The 21,267-nt window shown below is 48.1% G+C and carries 12 protein-coding genes and 1 pseudogene; 1 reads left to right on the forward strand and 12 read right to left on the reverse strand.

Annotated features, from left to right (window positions below; all coding sequences use genetic code 11):
• Window positions 1-397: 397 nt before the first annotated feature.
• From JWG39_RS11755 to JWG39_RS11805, 12 genes and pseudogenes are all read right to left on the reverse strand, one after another.
• Window positions 398-1,480 carry a response regulator gene (locus tag JWG39_RS11755; protein WP_240192111.1) on the reverse strand — a complete coding sequence of 361 codons (1,083 nt, stop codon included), beginning with the start codon at window positions 1,478-1,480 and terminating at the stop codon, window positions 398-400.
• Window positions 1,481-1,574: 94 nt separating this feature from the next.
• Window positions 1,575-5,576, reverse strand: coding sequence for a PAS domain S-box protein (locus JWG39_RS11760; protein ID WP_205219605.1), 4,002 nt, complete (start codon window positions 5,574-5,576; stop codon window positions 1,575-1,577).
• A gap of 122 nt (window positions 5,577-5,698) precedes the next feature.
• Window positions 5,699-9,412, reverse strand: a complete 3,714-nt coding sequence (locus JWG39_RS11765; protein ID WP_205219606.1) for a PAS domain S-box protein — start codon at window positions 9,410-9,412, stop codon at window positions 5,699-5,701.
• 731 nt (window positions 9,413-10,143) lie between these two features.
• On the reverse strand, window positions 10,144-12,006 hold the full coding sequence (locus JWG39_RS11770; protein ID WP_205219607.1) for a pyridoxal-dependent decarboxylase: 1,863 nt from the start codon (window positions 12,004-12,006) through the stop codon (window positions 10,144-10,146).
• A 10-nt stretch (window positions 12,007-12,016) separates the two neighbouring features.
• Complete coding sequence (locus tag JWG39_RS11775; RefSeq protein WP_205219608.1) at window positions 12,017-13,429, reverse strand: amino acid permease; 1,413 nt, start codon at window positions 13,427-13,429, stop codon at window positions 12,017-12,019.
• 35 nt (window positions 13,430-13,464) lie between these two features.
• Complete coding sequence (locus JWG39_RS11780) at window positions 13,465-14,862, reverse strand: amino acid permease (RefSeq protein WP_205219609.1); 1,398 nt, start codon at window positions 14,860-14,862, stop codon at window positions 13,465-13,467.
• Window positions 14,863-15,576: 714 nt separating this feature from the next.
• Window positions 15,577-15,705 (reverse strand): hypothetical protein, encoded by a 129-nt coding sequence (locus JWG39_RS16835; RefSeq protein WP_275889004.1) that lies wholly within the window; start codon window positions 15,703-15,705, stop codon window positions 15,577-15,579.
• Window positions 15,706-15,990: 285 nt separating this feature from the next.
• The gene (locus tag JWG39_RS11785; RefSeq protein WP_205219610.1) at window positions 15,991-18,195 is read right to left on the reverse strand and encodes a peptidase U32 family protein; all 2,205 of its coding nucleotides are present in this window, start codon (window positions 18,193-18,195) and stop codon (window positions 15,991-15,993) included.
• Window positions 18,185-18,727 (reverse strand): bifunctional pyr operon transcriptional regulator/uracil phosphoribosyltransferase PyrR, encoded by a 543-nt coding sequence (gene pyrR / locus JWG39_RS11790; protein WP_205219611.1) that lies wholly within the window; start codon window positions 18,725-18,727, stop codon window positions 18,185-18,187. Before pyrR ends, JWG39_RS11785 begins: the two co-directional genes overlap by 11 nt.
• On the reverse strand, window positions 18,724-19,305 hold the full coding sequence (locus JWG39_RS11795) for a formyltransferase family protein (protein WP_205219612.1): 582 nt from the start codon (window positions 19,303-19,305) through the stop codon (window positions 18,724-18,726). Before JWG39_RS11795 ends, pyrR begins: the two co-directional genes overlap by 4 nt.
• 13 nt (window positions 19,306-19,318) lie before the next feature.
• Window positions 19,319-19,930, reverse strand: a pseudogene (locus JWG39_RS11800) (IMP cyclohydrolase); the annotation flags it as partial.
• Window positions 19,931-19,953: 23 nt separating this feature from the next.
• A complete protein-coding gene (locus JWG39_RS11805; protein WP_205219614.1) occupies window positions 19,954-20,349 on the reverse strand; it encodes an RNA-binding S4 domain-containing protein in 396 nt (131 codons plus the stop codon).
• Window positions 20,350-20,485: 136 nt separating this feature from the next.
• On the opposite strand from JWG39_RS11805, the gene folE2 reads away from it, so the two are divergent.
• Window positions 20,486-21,247: a GTP cyclohydrolase FolE2 gene (gene folE2 / locus JWG39_RS11810; protein ID WP_240192112.1), complete on the forward strand. Its 762-nt coding sequence runs from the start codon at window positions 20,486-20,488 to the stop codon at window positions 21,245-21,247.
• Window positions 21,248-21,267: the final 20 nt, after the last annotated feature.

Below are 21,267 nucleotides of genomic sequence, written 5' to 3' on the forward strand. Positions count from 1 at the left end.
TACGGTTAGTTTCTGCAAGTAGATCAGCATTTCAGAATTGCTGAAAAAAAAGAGAGTCCTGACCTAACCATGCCGAGAGCATCTGTGGGTATTAGGAATAATATTTTCACAAAGTGCGAAATATAAGCTTTAAATAGAAAAATTCTTTGTTTTCAAATGCTTTTTGCCCTTATTCGCCTTATTCGAGCAGTTATTCGTTGGCAAAAAGTCTTTCCGCTTTTGCTTTCCTTCGTGTTCTTCGTGTCCATTCGTGGTTACAAACTGCAAAAGGAACCACGAATGGACACGAATTTTCACTAATGTCTACTACATTTTTACTTATCAGAGGCCACAGACTACAGGTGCGGTCAGAGGGGATCAAAAATCCCGGCAAGAAAGAAAAACCAGCTGAGTGACATCACCCTCTGTCCATAAGATCGAGGGAAAGTCCTTTCTTATCCCAATATTGTTTAATTTCGACAATTTCATCTTCTATGGAAAGGAAGAAGTCAACAAGTCGCGGCTCGAAATGACCACCACTGCTGGCAATGTATTGCATGGCGCGTTCGATGGTCCAGGCCTCTTTGTAGGGTCGTTTCATTGTAAGAGCATCAAAGACATCTGCAATTGCCACGATGCGTGCTGATTCAGGAATTTTTTCGCCTTTTATATTTTCGGGATATCCACTGCCTTCCCAGCGTTCGTGATGCGAAAGAGCTATTGTGCTTGCCATTTGAAAGAGTGGACTGGTGGCAATGGAGAGAATTTTGTGCCCGTAAGTCGTATGCTTGCGCATGATAACCCACTCTTCATCAGTGAGTTTACCAGGCTTTTTAAGAATGTTGTCAGGAATGCCGATTTTCCCCGTATCATGCATGGGTGCAGCCAGTAAAAGCATTTTTTGTCGTTCTAAAGGCCATCCTGCAGCCCTGGCAAGAGCCTCTGAATAATTTGCCATGCGCCGGATATGGACACCGGTATCGTCATCATTGTAATGACCGGCCTGCCCAAGCATGTAAACGGCATCTTTTTGCCCCCTGCTGATCTGGGCGAGTTGCTTTTCTATTTTCATTTCACAGACTCGATGCTGGTGCCCCAACTCGATATGTGAAGCAACTCGTGCCTTGACGATCGGCGGTGATATTGGCTTGGTAATATAATCGACAGCTCCAATGGAAAATCCTTTTGTTTCATCTTCCACATCAATCATGGCCGTAACAAAAATAACGGGAATCGATGCTGTGGCTGCATCTGCTTTAAGCGTTGTACACACTTCATAGCCATTCATTTCAGGCATCATGATATCCAGTAAAATCAGATCCGGCCGGGGGGCGTCATGGGCAAGTTCGATGGCATCCCTGCCGTTCATTGCCACAGCAAGATCGTACTCATCCATAAGAATTTCTGACAACACACTGATGTTGTTCGGTTCATCATCAACAATCAATATCTTCATTTTGCCAACTGCCATATCCCGCTTTTCTGTTCTTCTTTTAACCAATGCTTTTCCTCCTTATTGGAAAAACTTCTGAAAATACATTAAATCACACTGACCACCAGCTGTATCTTGTATTCGTCATGAATTGCCCGGATCATTACCCCAATTCGGTTTCCAGACGTACCAGGGCATCGGAAGCCCCTCTGAAATCAAATTTAGCCAAACGCTTCTGAAGGTCATGCAGAGGACCTTGTAGAGTACCTTTTGCCATTCCCCCCAATGCCTGGACCAGCTCATCGCATGTTCTTCCCGCCCTGGGGTTGCGCTTTTGGATCAACGCTTTCAATTCAGGGACCAGGTTGTGTACCAGGTCCAAATCTGCGCTTTCGTCAGTCTGATCATGAACTTTGGCCTGTTCATAGTCTCTGGCAAACTCATTGATGGAGCCAATGACCACATCCAGAGTCCTGGCCAACGAGTCAAGATGCTTATCCGCAACATGAACTTCGTCATGCCTCAATGCCTTTTCGACGAATTCGGCGGCCTTGAACACATCACCTGCACCAAGATTCCCGGCAACACCTTTAAGTGTATGGACTTTACGATGTGCGTCTTCAAATTCGTGTTTATCAATGGTGGCACGGATTGAAGTTACGGCATCGGAATAGTCATGTAAAAACTCCAGAATGAGACGGACATAGAGTTTCCTGTTCCCCCCGATTCGTATAAGCCCGTTGTCAATGTCGATGCCGTTTAGAGAAGCAGGAAAAAGGCCGTTTTCGGGAGGCGATACGGCTGCCACGATATAATCTGCAGGAAGCTCTCGATCCCCGGCCGGAATGAACTCAACAAGAACTTTGAACAAGGTCGACGGGTCAATGGGCTTGGTAATATGATCGTTCATGCCCGCTTCAAGGCTTTTTTCACGATCTCCGGCCATGGCATGGGCAGTCATGGCGATAATCGGCAGTTTTTTTCCATTTTCCATTTCACGGATCTTCTGTGTTGCCAGAAGACCGTCCATAACCGGCATCTGGATATCCATGAGTACTGCGTCGTAGGCGACCTTTTGCACCATGTCACAGGCTCTCAGGCCATTGTCGGCCACATCGACGACAAGGCCGGCATTTTCAAGAATCTCCGTGGCAACCTGCTGGTTGATGGAGTTGTCTTCCGCCAGGAGGATACGAGATCCACGAATGGCGTCGACACCGGGAACCTCGCTGATTCCAGCGGGCATGGCCAGATGAGTTTTGTCCCCATCCTTTCCAAAAACTTCCATGATCGTATCAAAAAGCAGGCTCTGATTGACCGGTTTGATAAGAAATGCTGAGACACCGGATTTTTGTGCCTGACTCATGATCTCCTCGCGCCCATACGCCGTGACCATAATAACTGTCGGGACAACCTGTAATTTCGGATTTTTCTTGATACGCCTGGTTGCTTCTATGCCATCCATTCCCGGCATTTTCCAATCCATGAGCACGAGATCGAAAAGTCCGGTCTTGTCGGACGCTTCCAATATGTCCAGGGCCGCCTGCCCTGAAGGAACTGTTTCCGGAGAAAGCCCCATGCTTTCGAGATAACCCGCAAGTATGGTTCTGGATGTTCGATTGTCATCAACCACCAGAACACGCATACCTCGGAAATCTTCATCGAGCACCCTGGCTTTCATTTTATCGTGGGTGTGAAGGCCGAAGCGGGCAGTAAACCAGAATGTGCTCCCCTTACCGGGTTCGGATTTTACACCGATATCACCATCCATAAGGATTGCCAGCCGCTTACAGATGGCGAGTCCCAACCCGGTTCCACCGAATCGTCTCGTCGTCGAGGTATCTGCCTGCGAGAATGATTTGAACAATTTGTCCATCTGTTCTTCGGTCATGCCGATACCGGTATCGCGCACCGAGAACTTCAGCAAAGCTGAATCTTCGTTCTGCTCAACCAGTTCTGTGGAGATGAGAATATCGCCTTTTTCAGTGAATTTGACGGCATTACTGCCCAAGTTGATGAGCATCTGTTCCAGCCGCAGGGAATCACCGACAAGATTGTCGGGGACATCGGGATCAATCTGGAACAAGAGTTCAAGCCCTTTGTCTTCCACCTGCACCGTCAACATGTTGATAAGTTGATTGAAGGTATTTTCCAGATAGAATTCGGCCTGTTCGATCTCAAGCCTGCCTGCCTCGATCTTGGAGAAATCAAGGATGTCATTGATAATGCGCAGCAGTGCTTTGGCCGAGGAGTCAATTTTGGACAAATAATCTATCTGCCTGGGATTGAGTTCAGTCTGCAATGCCAGGTGACTCATGCCGATGATGGCATTCATGGGGGTACGGATTTCATGGCTCATATTCGCCAGGAAATCGGACTTGGCTAAAGTCGCTGCTTCAGCTTTCTCTTTTTCCTCATCCAGATCATCCATCATATTCAACATGGCGGACTGGGTTTCATCTAAATCAAGAATGTGCTGTTGAAGTTCCTGCTCCATTTTCTTGCGTTCAGTAATATCCTCTTTGATTGCGAGATAATTGCTGATTTTATCATCGGAAATAATTATTGGCGAGGTTGTAACAGACTCCCAAAATTTATCACCATTTTTCTTCTTGTTCAGAAGCTCCCCACGCCACTTTCTGCCCGATGAAATGGCTTTCCACATTTCTGCGTATACCTCGGTCGGTGTATTGCCGGACTTAAGAATTGATGTGCTTTTGCCGACAGCTTCTTCAAATGTGTACCCGGTCACCTGAGTAAATGTGGGATTAACATATTCAATGACCCCACTGGTATCGGTAATAACTATGGATCCAGGACTTTGCGAAACAGCAAGAGAGAGTGTTTTCAACTCTTCATTGATACGTTTATGTTCCGTTATATCCGTAATGGAACCTGCTACACGATATGAATGTCCACTGTTATCGCGCAGAGATTTTCCTCGAGCCCGAAACCAGCGCCAGGCACCTTGCCAGGTTTTCAATCGATATTCGAAATCATACGGTTTTCCATTATGAAGATGATCTTCAAAGGCATTAAGCGTGGCATCTCGATCATCCGGATGCAACCCCTCACTCCATGATTCAAAATTGTTGGGATAATCATCCTCATTTTCATAGCCAAGCAATGCACGGAACCGATCAGAATACCAGTATATTTTTCTCAACATGTCAAAATCCCATAAACCATCACCGCCACCGGATGTTGTCAGGGCAAAGCGTTCCTCACTTGCACGCAACGCATCCTCTGCTGCTTTTCTTTCAGATATATCGCGAGTAAATGCCAGAATGTACTCATCACCTTCGAACTCGATCATAGATGCCGATATCTCAACAGCATATTCTCGACCATTCCTGGTTTGGTGTAATCTGTTTGTGGTTAGCGACTTATTTTTCCGCAATAGGGCAACGAACGAATCCCATTTCTCCTCAGAAAGAAGCAGATCAAAATCATATATCCGCAATTGCATTAACTCGGCTTCAGTATACTCGAGGGTTTTCCATGCCTGATCATTGCAATAGAACATGCTGGCGTCATCGGCCCTGATCCAGAACACCGACTCAGGTGCGGCATCCAGGGCCTGCTGTCTCATGCGCAGCAGGCCATCGACGCGTTTGCGCTCTGTGATATCGATGATTCCGCCATTTACATACTGAATACCGTCGGCATTGGGCGGAGAGAGGCAGCCGGAATCGTTGACCCATCTAATTTTCCCATCTGCTCTTACGATGCGATACTCGACAAAAAAGGACTGGTTCCTGCCCTTGCTTTCCTCAAGAGAATGTACAACATCGGCCAGATCATCCGGATGAATCACGCTTGTCTGCATCCGTTTACCTTCCAGAAAATCCGATGCAGGATAACCGGTAAGCTGCTCCACGCCGTCACTGATAAATTTCAGTGTCCGATTTTCATCATAAAGACATTGGTAAATTGTCGCAGGTACATTGGCGAGCATAACCCTGAAAAGTGTATTGCGTTCAAGCAATTCATTTTCCAGGGCCTTGTGCTGAGTTATAGTCTGGTTTCTTTGCAGGAGCAGAAATACAAGGAATGCAAGCCCAAAACTGATGACTATTCCTGAAAGGGTACGGCTCTGGCAGAAAGTCCAGGAACAGCCAGGGATCAAAATAAGGATGGCAATTAAAAGCGGTTTATTCTTCACCTTGTCTCCTGATCATTATGCTTCATGGGGGTGGGATGCATCGTTTTTTTTTATCAATGTTGATGGTCGGAAAAAATTTCCCCGGGGAGTATGTCTGCGGATTTCCATTTTTATATGCACTTCTAATGAATCTTGTACTTTCCTTTTTCCCCTCGCACTTCAAGCAGAGTGTTGATCTCTTTCTTCAGATCAATCATCTTTATTTCGCGGCCTGCAGCGAGTTTCCTGAATCGTTCCAACTCATCGAACTTGATACGGAGTTCGGTTTCAATTTCTTTCATTTCCGTAACATCTACACACCAGCTCAGAACGCCCTTTTCCCCTTCATAATCAAAGCTGTAATATGTGATCAACATGTCATGGATACTTCCATCTGCTCCATATAACTGTGTCGAATGGTTCTCGAGTTTCCCATACCTGGCAATATCTTCGGTAATGGGCTTACGGCTCTCAGGGTCAACATAGGCTTTTGCTGCAACATCGCCTTCTTTGAGGCCTGTCTGGCTCTCAAATTGATTATTTGCAAAGCGGAACACACCATCAACCGAGATGACGATACCAACGGGGCTGGTATTCATCATTTCCTGCAAACGATCACGCTCCCCGGCCATGGCGGCTTCCATCTTTTTCCGTTCAGTAATATCAATGAATGTAAAAATCATTGAACCTTCGTGTAAACTCCCAGCTATAATAAGAGTTAGAACTTCACCGGACTTACTCGTTACCTCGTACTCAAGAGAACGAATATCAGTCCCGGTATCCTGTGCATTCTGCACCGCAACACCCCATTTTTCCATGACCCATTTACGGTACACAGGGTCTGGATATGCTCTTTTATACCATTGATTTGCCGTTGGAATATCCTCTAATGTATAGCCAAATAACTCCGTGAACTTTGAGTTTATCTCTACAACAGTTCCATCGCTCTTGAAGTAGCACAAGGGAATGCTTACTGCCTCAAAAAGCATGCGGAATTTTGCCTCATTTTTAGCAATTTCCAGTTCTGACTGCTTGCGTTCGGTAATATCGAGCAACCATCCGAGAATACCATTCTTCCCCTCATAGGTAAGGGGAAGATAAGAAATAAGCATATCCCTGATATCTTTATTCTTATTGAACATCTGCACTTCGTGGTTAGAGACCTTCCCATCCCGTTGCAGCATGCCAATCATTTCATCACGGTCAGCGGTGTTAACATAAATAGTGGGCGATTCATCTCCTACTTTGACTCCATAGAGAGCCTCAAAGGCAGGATTTGAGAAGTGAATGATACCGTCCATTGAAAAGGCAACAGCAATCGGGCTCGTATCAAGAATGTGCTGCAATTGTTCCCTGGAGTTCTGAAGTCCCTGTTCAGCCTTTCTTCGTTCCGTAACATCCTGAAAAACGATAACAGACCCAACAATAACTCCGTCACGCAGCATTGGCGTAACTGAGTACTCAACCGGAATGCTGGTGCCGTCCTTACGCCACAGGACTTCATTGTTGATGATACGTGGCACTCCTGTAGAAAAGCTCTTGTCCATAGGGCAAGCAGAACTTTCATAGCGAGAACCGTCCGCATAACTGTGATGAATCATGTTGTGGAGATCATTGCCCTGCATCTCTCCCACGGAATACCCGAGCAAGGCGAGAGCCGCGACATTGGCAAAGGTAGTTTTTCCCTGGGTGTCCACCTCAATGAGTCCCTCTCCCATGGAGGAAAGAATCAGGCGCGAATGCGCTTCCGCCGCAGCAAGCTCAGCCGTGCGCTTTGCAACCATGTCCTCAAGATCCTCTTTGCCTCTGGCAAGAAGCTTGCTGGCTCGCTGACCGAGTACCAATACAAGCAGGGTTGCACTTATTGAGAGCAGCAGCGTCAGACCCAGGACTGTGATCAGAATATTGCGCACATATTTACAGTTGGACATTGCTTCATCCATATCAATTTCAGTAGCGATACCGACTTCGAGATTGGAATCCCACAGCCATGCACCAAAGACAGGAACACCTCTATAGTCCCTGTAACCATCGATGTTTACTCTCGCGATTAATTCCGGGGCATTGAGCTTACTGCCCCTGGATTTCTTCTGATCGGAGAGAGCCTGTTCAGCCATCAGGGTCAGTGGTTGTTCTGCAATGCTTATGGTTGGGATTTCTCCTTTCATCAGATTTACCCCTGGATTTTTGAGTATGACATTCATAGCGCTGGGCTGCCCTTCCTCAATCAATCCGACAAGCCGCAGTTGGTTTTCGAAACGACTATTGGTAAGAAGAACACCATCTTTATTGAAAGCATAGGTTTCCTGGGAAGAAGAATCGCCGACGACCTGCAATGACTCCGTAAACCCTTTTGAGGGATCCACCCGCAAAGTAAATACCGCAATGATGTTTTCCCGGCTGTCCTCAATGGGGCCAATAAAAAACATGGTGGGAGGCATTGTCCTGGTTTCATTTGAATTTGACTCTTCAAAAAGCACATCCGAACGGATTGGAGGCACAAAAAGGACTTCCCCTTTAAAGGCACGCTTGATGAGATCCGGCCTTTGTTCTGCAATGAGGTTTGTTGTTCCGACATTACAGTCCCGCTTTGATCCCAGACTGATGTAGTCGGGACCAATGATAAAAAAGCCGATATTATTGAACACGCCAGAGTCCTTCTCAAAAAATGCCCGTGCATCCTGCAACGCTGACGAAGAAAGGAGAGCCCTGGGATTATGAGGTACTGCAAGCAAACGCTGAGTGATTTCAGACAATTCACGAGTCTGACTGAGATGTTTAATCATGCTTTTCCGATCCCGGACCCAGTATCCAAGAGCGTAGTTGGTAATTTTTAAACTGCCACGCAGATTGTTTTCGATGTTCTGCATCATTTTGTACCGGATACTTCCAAGTGCAAGCCAGCCAATCACTGCAACAGCAATGACAAAAACTGTCAAACTCAAAAGAACATACAACCGGAATTGACGTGACCCAAAGACCTTGGAAATACGCTCTGTCTTGATAAGCTTCAAAACAATCAAAGAGAGTAGAAGCAGGAGGAATAAAACAATCACTCCATATATGAGAATCTGCATATACGAAGCCGGGTCGGCATTGGGCGCAGCAATTTTTTGAACTTCATCCAGCGTCCATTGCTGGCGAAGATGTTTCACCTGATCGGGCGGAATGGCTTCAATGGCCTTTTCAACAATGGACCTGAATTCAGGCCAATCCTTTTCTGCTGGAGTCAGGTTGAGCATTGACGATGTTTGAACCCCACGTTTTATCAACACAGTCTCTGATTCTTTTTCAAGGCCGATCCATTTTTTCTGAAGTATTCGCATGTCGACAGGCGAAACGGTTACCATTGCCTTGTGCAGTATGGAATGAAGAATTGGCCAGTCATGTCGAACACCCATTCGCAGGTTAAACCTGTTCAGATCACCCAATATGGTTTCACTCGTAACCTCAAGTCCTGTGAGCAGATTTGCTCTGAGAAGATACTGATCAGTAAAAAACAGGGAGTTCTTACGCTTATCCGTTTCAACAATATTCAGAATAACATCGATCTGCTTTTGCCTGGCCATGCCCAAAAACTCGTCCCAACCTGGTCCGGTAATATACTCGACTTGAATACCGATTTTTTTTGCCAGCAAATCCATATAGTCGATGGAGAGACCTTGCGCCTTTCCATGATCAAAGAAATTCAATGGTGCCCCATTTTTTTCATTTTGAACTCGAATGACAGGATGCGCTTCAAGCCAGGCTTGTTCTTCCTTCGTAAACTGAATCTCTGCGCTCAAAGCCATGGCAGGCAGGCAGAAGGAGATAAGGCATATCCAAATGATTGGCCCAAAAAGTATAATTTTTTTCATAATGGTGTCTGTCAAATGTGTGTGATGGCTTTTGTCGATTTCAGCAGTAATCTCTGCAATACAGTGCTCGTCTGTATAATACCATTCCTATTAAATTATACCCCGTTTTGTCTCCTGAGCACCTTGAATAATCAGTCTTTCGCCCATCTTCTTCGTTACAGTCAAAAATTTATCCTCCGACAAAGCGAGGAACGAGACGTCGAGATATCAAACATTGCTCTAATAAATTTTCTCCTGTGCCTCGAATATGAACGAAATACAAGATTATTCAAGATACCCTCCTGTTTATCCATTCATGGTTACAAACGACAAAAGGAACCACGAATGGACACGAATAAACACGAATTATTACTGAAAAAAACCATAAGAGAATGCCCTTGTGGTTGAATTCGGTCTGTTGCCTGCTTTGAGGTAATTGATGTTTTCCGTGTCCTTCCGTGTTTTCCGTGGTAGCCAATTTTATTCATAATAATCCTGGTACACTGTACGGCTTAACTTCGGATACAAACGTTTTCGTTTAATGCGTTGTCCCTGTTCGTGAAAATTCGTGTCCATTCGTGGTTACAAAATGTAAATGGTATTACACGAACAGGCCGTCACATCCAAAAAGCGGATGTGACGGCCTGTGTTCTCCGTATCACCTGGACCGCAGGTGCGCTCAGAGAGGAATCAAAAATCCCGGCAAGAAAGCAAAGACAGCTGAAAAACCTGGTTTTGCTGCGGGATTGTGCTTATTTTGCCAGAATTTCTGCCAGCTTGCGCTTCATACTTTCGATATAGTTGATCCAGTAATATTCGGCCACGTCATCTTTTGTGAAATAAGGTGTTAATACACAGGCACGCATTACGCGTACACTGTGGATTGCATCCCATTGTTCTTTTGGGATACCCAGCCTGGAGGCCATTTCTGCAGGTGCGTCCTTGTAGTCGTCATAGGAGAAAGTGGTATGGGATGTAATAAAATCATTAAGCAGTACCGGCCCATTGACATAGGAACTCTTGTTATAGATCGCAAGATTGAGTTCGTTCATTGCCTCTAAATCTGTATTGCCTTTAATGTTAAATGCGAAATCAACCATGTTGAAATCAGGTTTAACAAGGGGCTCAATGAGAACCGTTGTTCCGTGGATGTCCAGTTCTCTGGTTGCCAATATATGTTTGTAAAAGAGCTGGGCACCTTCTACACTCGCTCCGATGAGGGCACCATATCCTTCGATATTGAGTGGCAGGACACGATGTGCTGCCCATACAGCAGCTGCAGTGGCACCAGCTTTTGATCCCTCAAGGATATAACTTCCCAGCAACGATGGGCATTCCGCACCTTTTTCAAAGACATAGGCAGCAAAAAACGAAATAGCATCAAGCATACGCTTGTCGCTGACCACAATACCACCTGCGGAATAGGGAACATATCCCATTTTATGTGGATCAATGGTTATAGAGTTGGTCTCTGACATGGCATGAAATGCGTTGTACACATTTTTCGAGGGCCAGTCTATCGTATCTTTATTAATGATACCTTCACTGTGAAGACGTTCTTTCAGCGCTTCATAAGGAATGAAGTCGTAGTTCTCGTCGAGGAAAATACTCCGGGCATATCCACCGTATGCCGCATCGGCATGAACATAGAAAGAGACATTCTGCTTTTCAAATTCTCGGCGTAATTCGATAATCTGATCCATGGAATCGATAGCGCCTTCTTCCGTAGAGCCTATCACGCCTACCACTCCCATCACCGGTATCTGCTGGTCTGCCAGCTGCTGGATAGTCTCTTTGAGTACCTGTATATCCATGCGGTAGTTTTTATCCACCTGGATCTCAATGACATTGTCAAGACCAATACCCATGACATCAACTGCCTTGACCCATGAATAGTGCTTGGTTTGCGGAACGATCCATTTTCCAAGCTGCTTCAGGTTGACCCCTTTCCCACGGCAGGAATGGTCACGGATTTCGTCCCATACATCTTTTACCTTGTCTGCCAGATCGAGGATATCCGGAACGCTCATATTAGACAATTGCCAGTCACTCATGCCTTCGACCAGGCTCGGCTGCACCTCTTTGACGGCAAAAGGAATGGATTTCAGGTTGCGGGCATACCAGATGGCTTCCAGGTTGGCGATAGAGCCATCCGTGCAGATGTGCCCCCAGGCTTTGTCCTGGTCGTACCCCATCAGACGGGCAAAATCCATACCGGCCTCAAGCTCCATGGGAGATGTGGCTGTTGAGGCTTCATAGGCAACATTATTCGGGTTGTAGAGCATGGCGGCAATATAGGCGAGCATGGAAGGCATTAGAACTTCTGCATTCATGTGTCCCAGATAGCGTGGAGAGTGCCAGGGCATGGACGTTACCTTGAGTTTGGACGTAACCTCCCCGATAACCTCCTGCATTTTTTGCTCGGAGTCTTTAAATCCCTGCTGGTTCTTTTCGTTATACGAGATGATGGGTTTATCTTCCGGGTGGAAGTCACGACGCCAGTAAATATGTTCACTGACAACATCCTGCATGATTTCTTGAAAGTGTTTGGCATTTTCTGATTTGGGGCCTAAAAATAAGGCATCAAATGCAATCGGTTTGTTCTTCGCGGCCATTGTATTCTCCTTATGTAGACTGTTTAGATTGCTCTTCTTTCCAGCTCTCTTTTTTGTTTGCATAAATAATGAGGGGCAGCATGGTAAATATGACCAGGCCCAAAATCTGGAAAAGGCTGTAGAATAATGGGCTTCCCACTGCCAGCCTGGTTGGAGGAATAAAACTGACGAAAATACAGAAAAGCATGGTGAGCAGGCCGGTACCGGCCGCAATCCACATACCGATATTGCCTCCGGGAACTTTGAATACTCTGGGTTGATCGGGAAATTTATACCGCAGTCTGATGGCAGAGATAAACAGCAGCACGTACATGACACCATAGAGAATGGTCGTCAGGATCAAGACCATAAAAAAACCGGCATTGACGGAGGGTACCACGACATAGATCAGTGCAACAAGGGAAACGGCTGTGGCCTGAACCAGCATGAATCGGGTAGGAGCGCCAAATCGGTTGGTCTTATGCCACCACCTGGGCATGAAGCCGCTTTTGGCGACCTCCAGCATGGCCTTGGAGGGTCCAAGTACCCACGTACTCAGCTGCCCTACAGCACCAATGGCCGACATGAGCGCTACAACCGGGATCAACCATTCAACCCCTTCCCTGGTAAAGAAGACAGTGAACGTCTGCATGATTCCTGAAGCCAGGCTGATCTGATCACCGGGTTCGGCAATCTCAATGGAAAAAGCTCCCAGAATGTTTAGACACATGATAATGACTACGGCGATGACCAGGGCAAGTGGATAGTTTTTGCGCGGGTTGTCAACTTCATTGGCATGTACACTGGAAACTTCAAGCCCGGCATACAAAAAGATCACTCCCACAAAAAAGGTAAGGTTGGAGAACTCGCTGAAGTCCGGCAGCACGGCATTCCATGAAAAGGGCTGGATATCAATGGGGTTGTTCCCCATGAAGTAGGCTACCCCGAACCCCAGGATCAGCGCGAAGGGGATGAGCACACCAACAATGAGCCCGATGGTGCTGATCAGGCTGGCCGATTGAAGTCCCCGAAAATTGAGTGCAGTAACCGCCCAGTACACCACAATAATGGACACACAGATATAGAGCGTATTGTTGGCGAGTGCCGGGTCAAAAACAAAGGCCACCATGGCGGCCACAAACGAACCGATCATCACCATGCCGAAAAACATCTGTACCCAGAGCATCCAGGCCGCGACAAATGCCCAGCGATCACCCAGAGCCAACTGAATCCAGCCATACACCCCGCCGGCTGAAGGCCACGCTGTGGATAACTCGGCGGCTACGAGGCCGACAGGTATCAGAAAAATAATGCCCGCCACGACCATATAAAAAAGCTGGTGCCAGCCTGTTTCCGCCAGCATGGGCAGGTTGCGGATACTGATCATGAAGGACATGGTAATCATGACCAGACTGAACAATTTTAATTTATGCGCTGCAGCCATAAGCTCCTCTCTTAAAAGTTTTTCGCAAAAAAAACCTACATGGTATTTTTTGCAGGAGTATCTTTCCATTCGGGCTTGCGACAACGATACAACAGGAGAGGAATGGCGATAAAGACAAGCAATCCTCCTCCCATGAAAGAACTATAAAAAAGAGTTTCTATATGCAAAGAAGAGGGAGGGAAAAAGCTGATAAAAATAGCAAATAACACTGTAATACTCCCGAAACCAGCTAATACCCACATACCGATAAGGTTTCCGGGAACCCTGTACGTACGTTCTACATCTGGATACTTATATCTCAGTACAATACCGGAAATGAAAAGCAGCAGGTAGGTTATGCTGTATAAAATTGTGGCCAGGATCAACACCATAAAAAAGACCTGATTCACAGCCGGTACAACAACATAAAGCATCGCTATCAGCGAAATCATTGAGGCCTGAACAAAAACAAAACGTACAGGCACCCCATTTTCATTGGTCTTGTGCCACCAGACAGGCATAAAGCCATCAACGGCAACCTGATGCATGGCTTTGGATGGCCCCAGTACCCAGGTGCTGAGCTGCCCGAAGGCGCCTATTGCTGTCATAAAAGCAACAACGGGGATCATCCATGGAATTCCTTCGCTCTGGAAAAAACGTGAAAACGTCTGCATGACACCTGAAGCCAGGTTCAATTGATTACGCGGCTCTGCCATTTCAATGCTGAACGCTCCGAATATATTTATAACCATGAGCAGTACAATGGTGATGAGTAACGAGAGGGGATAATTTCGCTGTGGATTCTTCACATTTTTGGCATGGACTGAGGATACTTCGATGCCCGTAAAAGTGAAAATGACTCCAACGATGAAAGATAATTGATCAATGTTGGTAATATCGGGCAACAGTTTGTGCCATGAAAAAGGAGGCAATGCTGTAGACTGATTCCCCATATAAAACGCCAGTCCGAAACCTGTAATCATAACAAAGGGAAGCAGGACTCCAATAAAAAAACCGATGGAGCTTATTAAACTGGCAGATCGAACGCCTTTGAGATTCAACAGCGTGACCACCCAGTAAAGAGCAATAATAACTCCCGCCATATAAAAGTGGTTGTTCACCAGTGCAGGATTAATGATATACGCAATCATCGCCGCAATAAATGAACCGATGGTCACCATGCCGAAAAACATCTGTACCCAGAGCATCCAGGCCGCAATAAAAGCCATGCGGTCTCCAAGGGCAAGTTTGACCCATTGATATACCCCGCCGGCCCGTGGCCATCCTGTAGAAAGTTCTGCGGAGATAAGAGCTACAGGTAAGAGAAAAAAAATACTGGCAATCAAGAGGTAAAAAGCCTGTTGCCAGCCAGTTTCTGCCAATATCGGCAGGCTGCGTAACGAGATGATAAATCCCATCGTCAGCATAACCAGTCTGAATAAGTTCAATTGCATTGTTTTCATTTTTTAATGTACCATGCGTATTCTCTTGTTTTTTTACATTCAAGCACTACGAATCTTGAAGTAATTTCGACAAAATCTGCGTTGGAATCCGGCAGAGAGGTCTGTTTTACCGGAATATTTCTGCTGGGAACCCTTTACGTTATTCTGCTGCCTCTACACCTGTTTGAATCGCCATAGAATGAAGAAAATAGAGAAGAAGAAAACAGAAGATATTGAATATTTACCCAATTTGACGAGACTTGTCCATAAGCGATGAGATTGGTCGAAATCGGAATAATGGGATTGAGAAACCGTTTACGAAAAAAATCAACACAAAGCGGTGGTTCCGGCGATGATGTAGAGACAAGGCATGCCTTGTCTACACGATGACGGGAATGCGACGGTGACGGGAATCATAGCCGAATACGTAATATGATATTCGCTATGGGAACAGCGGGATTGGGGAAATTGTGTCGCCGTTTGTGGGGATTGTTACGACGTGGTAATTCCCGCGTTGGTGGTTAGACAAGGCATGCCTTGTCTCTACGGGAGGTGGAGACAGAACGGTTATTGTAACTGAAGACCTCTTCATGATGTGACGCTGGTTGGTGGTAATGGGAATCGCGGCCCGGATATGGAATAATAATGCCACAACAGGCGGGGATTGGTCGAGATTGGAATAATGGAAATTAATCGTGGATGGTAATGCCCGGATTGAGAAACCGTTTACGAAAAATCAACACGAAGCGGTGGTTCCGGCGATGATGTAGAGACAAGGCATGCCTTGTCTACACGATGACGGGAATGTGACGGTGACGGGAAATATAACCGCAGACGTAATATGATATTAGCCATGGGAACTGGGGGATTGGGGAAATTGTACCATCGTTTGTGGGGATTGGGACGGTGTGGTGATTCCCGCGTTGGTGTTTAGACAAGGCATGCCTTGTCTCTACGGGAGGCGGAAAAGAACGGTTATTGTAATTGAAAGCCCCTTCATGGTGTGACGTGGGTTGGTGGTAATGGGGAAATTGTGCCGTCGTTTGTGAGGATTGCGACGGCGTGGTAATTCTCGCGTCACTGTAGAAACAAGGCAAGCCTTGTCTCCACAATGACGGAAACATGATGGTGACGCCAATCCTACTCCAGTTTGCCGAAATAGTTGAAGGTGGGAAGTTTCCCATAGCGCCCGTTGCCGGAGAGTCTGGCGGAGAGCTCTTCCAGGTCCTTTTTCCGGCTGTGACCGCAGGTGTCCACGACAAAATAGTTCACCCCGAGTGCCTTCAACTCCTCAACTGCGGGCAGCAGGGAAAAAGGCCGTGTCGGACAGGTGATGGTAAAGCCCTCTTTGCGATGCACCACAAAGGGTTCATCCCGGGGACTGAGCAACTCCTTCTCAAGAGGAAAGGGGGTGTTCAGCCGTGAGGTGTAGAGCGCGGGCGCACCATATACCTGCATGCCGATGGCCGGTTTTTGCCCTCCCATTTCGCGTACCCCGTCGAGCAGTCTGCTGAGGCTGATGCGATCCAGTTCAATGGAGGCCATCACCCCCTCAAGTCCCTGTCCCGCATAAAACTGCGCGGTGACCGAGTTCATCACGTTGAGCGTATAATTGCCGAAGAGATGAACCCTTTCCCTGCCAAAGAGATGAATCTGAGAGGGATGACTGAGCTGAAAACTGCGAAAACCAGTGCGGATCAGGATATTGATCTGTTTTCGTATCCGGGACAGATCATTCTCCATGAACAGGGGTGGCAACGCCCATATTACAGTGCGCGAACGCTTGCCCAGATCACGCCGCAACTTTCCGGCGGTGACAAGCATCTTTTTCTCAAAAGAAAACAGCAGCCGATCAGGAGTAAAGGGAAAGCGCCAGGAGAGCACTTCGGGATGGTCAACCTTCAACCACCAGTCTACGCCAAGACTCTTCTCACGCAGACGTTCACGCTGGCGGCCTTTAGCGGGTTCGTCAATAAACTGTTCCTGGCCGTAGCCAACCTCTTCAATAATGCGCTCCACCTCCCGCCGACCGGAGGCGGTAAAAGTGTCCACCTTCTCCTGCGCTTCCTTCAGATGCATTCCCCCGGCATTAAAGGGAACGGGCGCACCGTCCACACGAAAAACCTCAATATGGCCCGTTTCCGGTACGGTGAAATTCGGCGGCAGCTGCAGCGAGGCACGCTCCCCTTTTACAGCCTCCTCCCGTTCTTCAGCGCCGACAAAGAGCTGTTTGAGACGAAAGGCAATACGTTCGCCAGAGGGTTCCAGATGAAGTCGCAACCGATCTCCGCGTCGCAGAGACCCCTGCAGGGTGAGACGGCAGACTGATACGCCACCACCCGTCTTCACCGTTGTAAAACGGCCGAGATGGGTTCCCATGTTCCCGGAAACCATCGGCGTAATCGCCTCTGCCGGCTGCGGGGAGAAAAAATAGCCGGATTCGGTCCGCCGACTCAGAGCCATCTCGGAGAGACGCTCGCCTTCGGCCAGAGCCTGCGGAAAATCTGGTCCTTCACTGCCATCTTCCTGCAACGCATCAAGCACCGTGCGATAGGCACGCACCACTGTCTCCACATAGTTGGCAGAGCGCAGCCGTCCCTCAATCTTCAACGAGGAGACTCCGAGCTGCGCAAGCGTGCTGACCGCTTCGAGTCCGTTGAGGTCATTCATGGAAAAAAGATATTTACCCTTTCTCGTTTTCTCCCTGTTGCCCCGTTCACTGCAGCCGCTGGTATACGTTGTGCTGTACGCCCGACGGCAGGGCTGCACACAGCGCCCGCGCAGGCCACTGCGTCCACCGAGATAGGAGGAGAAAATACAGAGGCCGGAAAAGGAGAAGCACATGGCACCATGGATAAAAATCTCCAGTTGCATATCCCCACTGCGCCGGGTAATGGTCTCAATCTCTTTCAGAGTGAGTTCTCGCGCCAGCACCGCCCGCTCAAAACCGAGATGTTGCAGTTCACGTACTCCTTCGGAGTTGTGTACCGTCATCAGGGTGGAACCATGCAGCTTCAGTTCTGGAAAATAGCGCCTGGCGAGATTAACGAGACCAAAGTCCTGCACGATCAGGGCATCCGGATCCATCTTTGCAAAGAGAGCAAGACTGGCAATAACCTCCGGCAGTTCCTGTTCCAGGATAAGGCTGTTGACGGCAAAATAGACCTTCTTCCCCAGTTGATGGCTGCGGTCTACGATCGCCTGAATCTCACCGTGAGTCAGCTCCCGCGCCGGATTACGCGCGTTGAATTTCGGGGCACCGACATAGACGGCATCGGCACCGCCGTTCAGCGCCGCCTGAAAGTTTTCCAGTGTTCCCACCGGGGCAAGCAGTTCAATCTTCAATGACAACCTCTCCGCTGGCGACATGCCCATCATCACTAGTGTTCATAATTACGTTTATTTTACTCCCCTCTGGCACAGAAACTTTCTGTCCGCAATAATCCGGCTGGATGGGCAGCTCGCGGCCGCCCCTGTCGATCAGTGCGGCGAGCTGAATGTTCGCCGGCCGGCCAAAATCCATAATTGCATCAAGTGCGGCACGGATAGTGCGCCCGGTGAAAATGACGTCATCCACCAGCACAATTTCTTTGCCATTCACATCAAAGAGAATATCGGTAGTTTTCACCACCGGATTCTGGCTCACCAGTGACCAGTCATCCCGATAAAGATTTATGTCCAGCGAACCTCTCTCCACCGGCATCCCAATAGTCTTTTCAATAAAGGCACGAAGACACCGGGCGACAGAGACACCGCAGGTATAAATACCCACGATACCAAGACGCTGCGGGTTGTGATGGTCCTCAAGAATCTGCAGACCAATTCGCTGAACAGCCCGCTCGATATCCTCTTTTGTCATCAGTATTCTATTATTCATAGCCCCACTCTCCTCCAGAAGAATTCAGTCCCCCTGTCATTGATAAGCTGCAGTGCCCTGGGAAAGGCCTCGCATTCAGCTGCAAAGACTTTAGCAGCGATGGATTCCGCATCGTCATCCCAGTCGAGCTGCACCGCCTGTTGCCAGATAATCGGTCCGTCATCAAAATAATCGTTGGCAAAATGAACCGTGCAGCCGCTAACCATGCAGCCCTTCGCCCGCACAGCCTCATGCACATGATGGCCATAGAAACCTGCACCGCAGAAACTCGGAATCAGCGAAGGATGGATGTTGATCACTGCCCGTTTCATCTCCACAGGGGGGTGATAGAGCTTCATGAATCCCGCAAGACAAATGACATCCACCTTGAAATCAGCAAGAATATTGTTAATCGACTCGTTGTCCCCGGCGTAAAATGACGGATACCCGTAGTCCCGTGCCTTCTTCAGTCCCAGGACATCAGCCACGTTGGAGATCACCACCTCAATGTGGCAATCAAGATTTTGTTTCTCAATATACTGGTGGAAATTGTCCAGCGTTCGTCCGCTTCCTGAGAGAAGCACTGCAATTTTCAGCATGGGCCCCTCACTTTTCGTCAAACTGATCGGAGTTGACATTCACATTCTTGAGCCAGTTGGAGATGGCGGTGTCATAGGCTGCGGTTAAGGCAAAAACCTTGCGCATCAGATAAAAACGGGTACGCAGCGTAGTGCCACCGTTCAATTTCAACTCGTCAAGGATAAGCGGATAATCTTCAGGATCAACCACCACCGTCACATCGCGGAAATTCTTTGCCGCAGCACGAAGCATGGACGGCCCGCCAATATCAATATTTTCAATGGCATCTTCAAGGGAGCATTTTGGATCGGCCACCGTCTTTTCAAAGGCATAGAGGTTAACCACGATCATGTCGATATTTTTCAGACCATGCTCAGCACACTCCCGCTGATGCTCAGGATTGGAACGCTGGTTGAGGATACCGCCATGCACCCGGGGATGAAGGGTTTTCACCCGGCCGTCAAGCATCTCGGGAAAGCCGGTAAATTCTGCCACGTCCATCACCTGAAGACCTGCACCCCGCAGCTTTTTCGCCGTACCGCCGGTGGAGAGAATTTGGATCCCGAAGGAAGCCAGTTCTTTTGCGAAATCTTCAATTCCCGATTTATCAGTCAGGCTTATAAGTGCCCGTTCTATCTTTGCCATGCTTTACTCCATCTATTAATTTATTAATTTTTACGAATGAATTCTCGAATCTTTCTGCGGTTGCGCTTATCCGGCCGTCCGGCCGACTGTGAGATTCCGGCACCAGCCATCCTGCGCATCTCTCTCTGCTCTTCCCGCGCCCTGCTGCTCTCCTCAGACTCCTCATACAACTGCCGGGCCATGGTCGCCGGGCCGCGCCGTTCGGAGAGGGCAAGCACAGAAATATGATACTCTGCGGTGCCGATGGTGATGGTCATGGTATCACCCGGTTCCACAGCCCGTGCAGCTTTCACCCGGTTCCCGTTAAGATGAACCTTTCCCCCTGCCACAGCCTTCGTGGCCAGCGAACGGGTCTTGAAAAAACGCGCCGCCCACAACCACTTGTCAATACGGACGGAGTTCAATTCTTTTTCATCCATAGTTCTGTCCCTGTCAGAGATTGATAAAAGCCTTCAGAATACACGGAACGAAGGTGAAAAGCATGCCAAATCCCCAACACACTCTATGGAAAAAAATGATTGTCGATCACCAGGGAACGGGGTAATTATACTCCCCATGAACACTGAAACCATGAACATCAATACCGTCGGCCTCTCCGATCTGCAGACCCCCGTTCAGGTTCGCCAGCGGGGCGGAGGTCTGCAGCACACCATCGCCACCATCTCCATGCGTGCTGAACTGCGCGAAGGAGCAGGAACAGACTATGTTGACCGCGCCAGGATATTCATTGGCCAGTCCCTCGATAATCTCTCCATCCAGAGTTTTCGGGAAATCCTCCCGCGCCTGCAGAAGGAACTCTGTGCCAGCAGCGTGCGCCTGTCAATGGAGTTCCCGTGGTTTATCAACAAGCAGGCTCCCGTCACCGGCACTCACGGCCTGATGGATTACAAGGTCAGTTTTTCCGGCGGCATCGGGGAAGATCCGGGATTCATCCTCGGCGTCACTGTGCCGGTCACCACCCTCTGTCCCTGTTCCAAAGAAATCAGCGACGCCGGTGCGCACAACCAGCGGGCGGAGGTGAAACTCAATGTCCGCTTCAGGAAATGTCTCTGGGCGGAAGAGTTGATTGAGCTGGTAGAAACCTGTGGCTCCTCCGAGCTTTACTCTCTGCTCAAACGTCCCGACGAAAAATATGTGACGGAACAGGCCTACAATAATCCGATGTTTGTGGAAGACGTGGTCCGCAAGGTGGCTGAAAAGGCACTGCACCACGAAGAGATTACCTGGTTCACCGCCAGCGCGGAGAGCTTTGAGTCGATTCACAACCACAGCGCCTACGCCTATGTTGAAAGCGAAGATCTGGGAAAAGCACGGTAAATCGACCGCCTGCCTGGCAC

Source organism: Desulforhopalus vacuolatus (assembly GCF_016918505.1).
In the GTDB taxonomy this organism is placed as follows: domain Bacteria; phylum Desulfobacterota; class Desulfobulbia; order Desulfobulbales; family Desulfocapsaceae; genus Desulforhopalus; species Desulforhopalus vacuolatus.

Excerpts from the sequence above, each read along its gene's own strand:
- JWG39_RS11765 (WP_205219606.1), bottom strand. The coding sequence starts at position 9,412 with ATGAAAAAAATTATACTTTTTGGGCCAATCATTTGGATATGCCTTATC.
- folE2 (WP_240192112.1), top strand. The coding sequence starts at position 20,486 with ATGAACACTGAAACCATGAACATCAATACCGTCGGCCTCTCCGATCTG.
- JWG39_RS11805 (WP_205219614.1), bottom strand. The coding sequence starts at position 20,349 with ATGGATGAAAAAGAATTGAACTCCGTCCGTATTGACAAGTGGTTGTGG.
- JWG39_RS11780 (WP_205219609.1), bottom strand. The coding sequence starts at position 14,862 with ATGCAATTGAACTTATTCAGACTGGTTATGCTGACGATGGGATTTATC.
- pyrR (WP_205219611.1), bottom strand. The coding sequence starts at position 18,727 with ATGAATAATAGAATACTGATGACAAAAGAGGATATCGAGCGGGCTGTT.
- JWG39_RS11775 (WP_205219608.1), bottom strand. The coding sequence starts at position 13,429 with ATGGCTGCAGCGCATAAATTAAAATTGTTCAGTCTGGTCATGATTACC.
- JWG39_RS11770 (WP_205219607.1), bottom strand. The coding sequence starts at position 12,006 with ATGGCCGCGAAGAACAAACCGATTGCATTTGATGCCTTATTTTTAGGC.
- JWG39_RS11795 (WP_205219612.1), bottom strand. The coding sequence starts at position 19,305 with ATGCTGAAAATTGCAGTGCTTCTCTCAGGAAGCGGACGAACGCTGGAC.
- JWG39_RS16835 (WP_275889004.1), bottom strand. The coding sequence starts at position 15,705 with ATGGCTAATATCATATTACGTCTGCGGTTATATTTCCCGTCACCGTCA.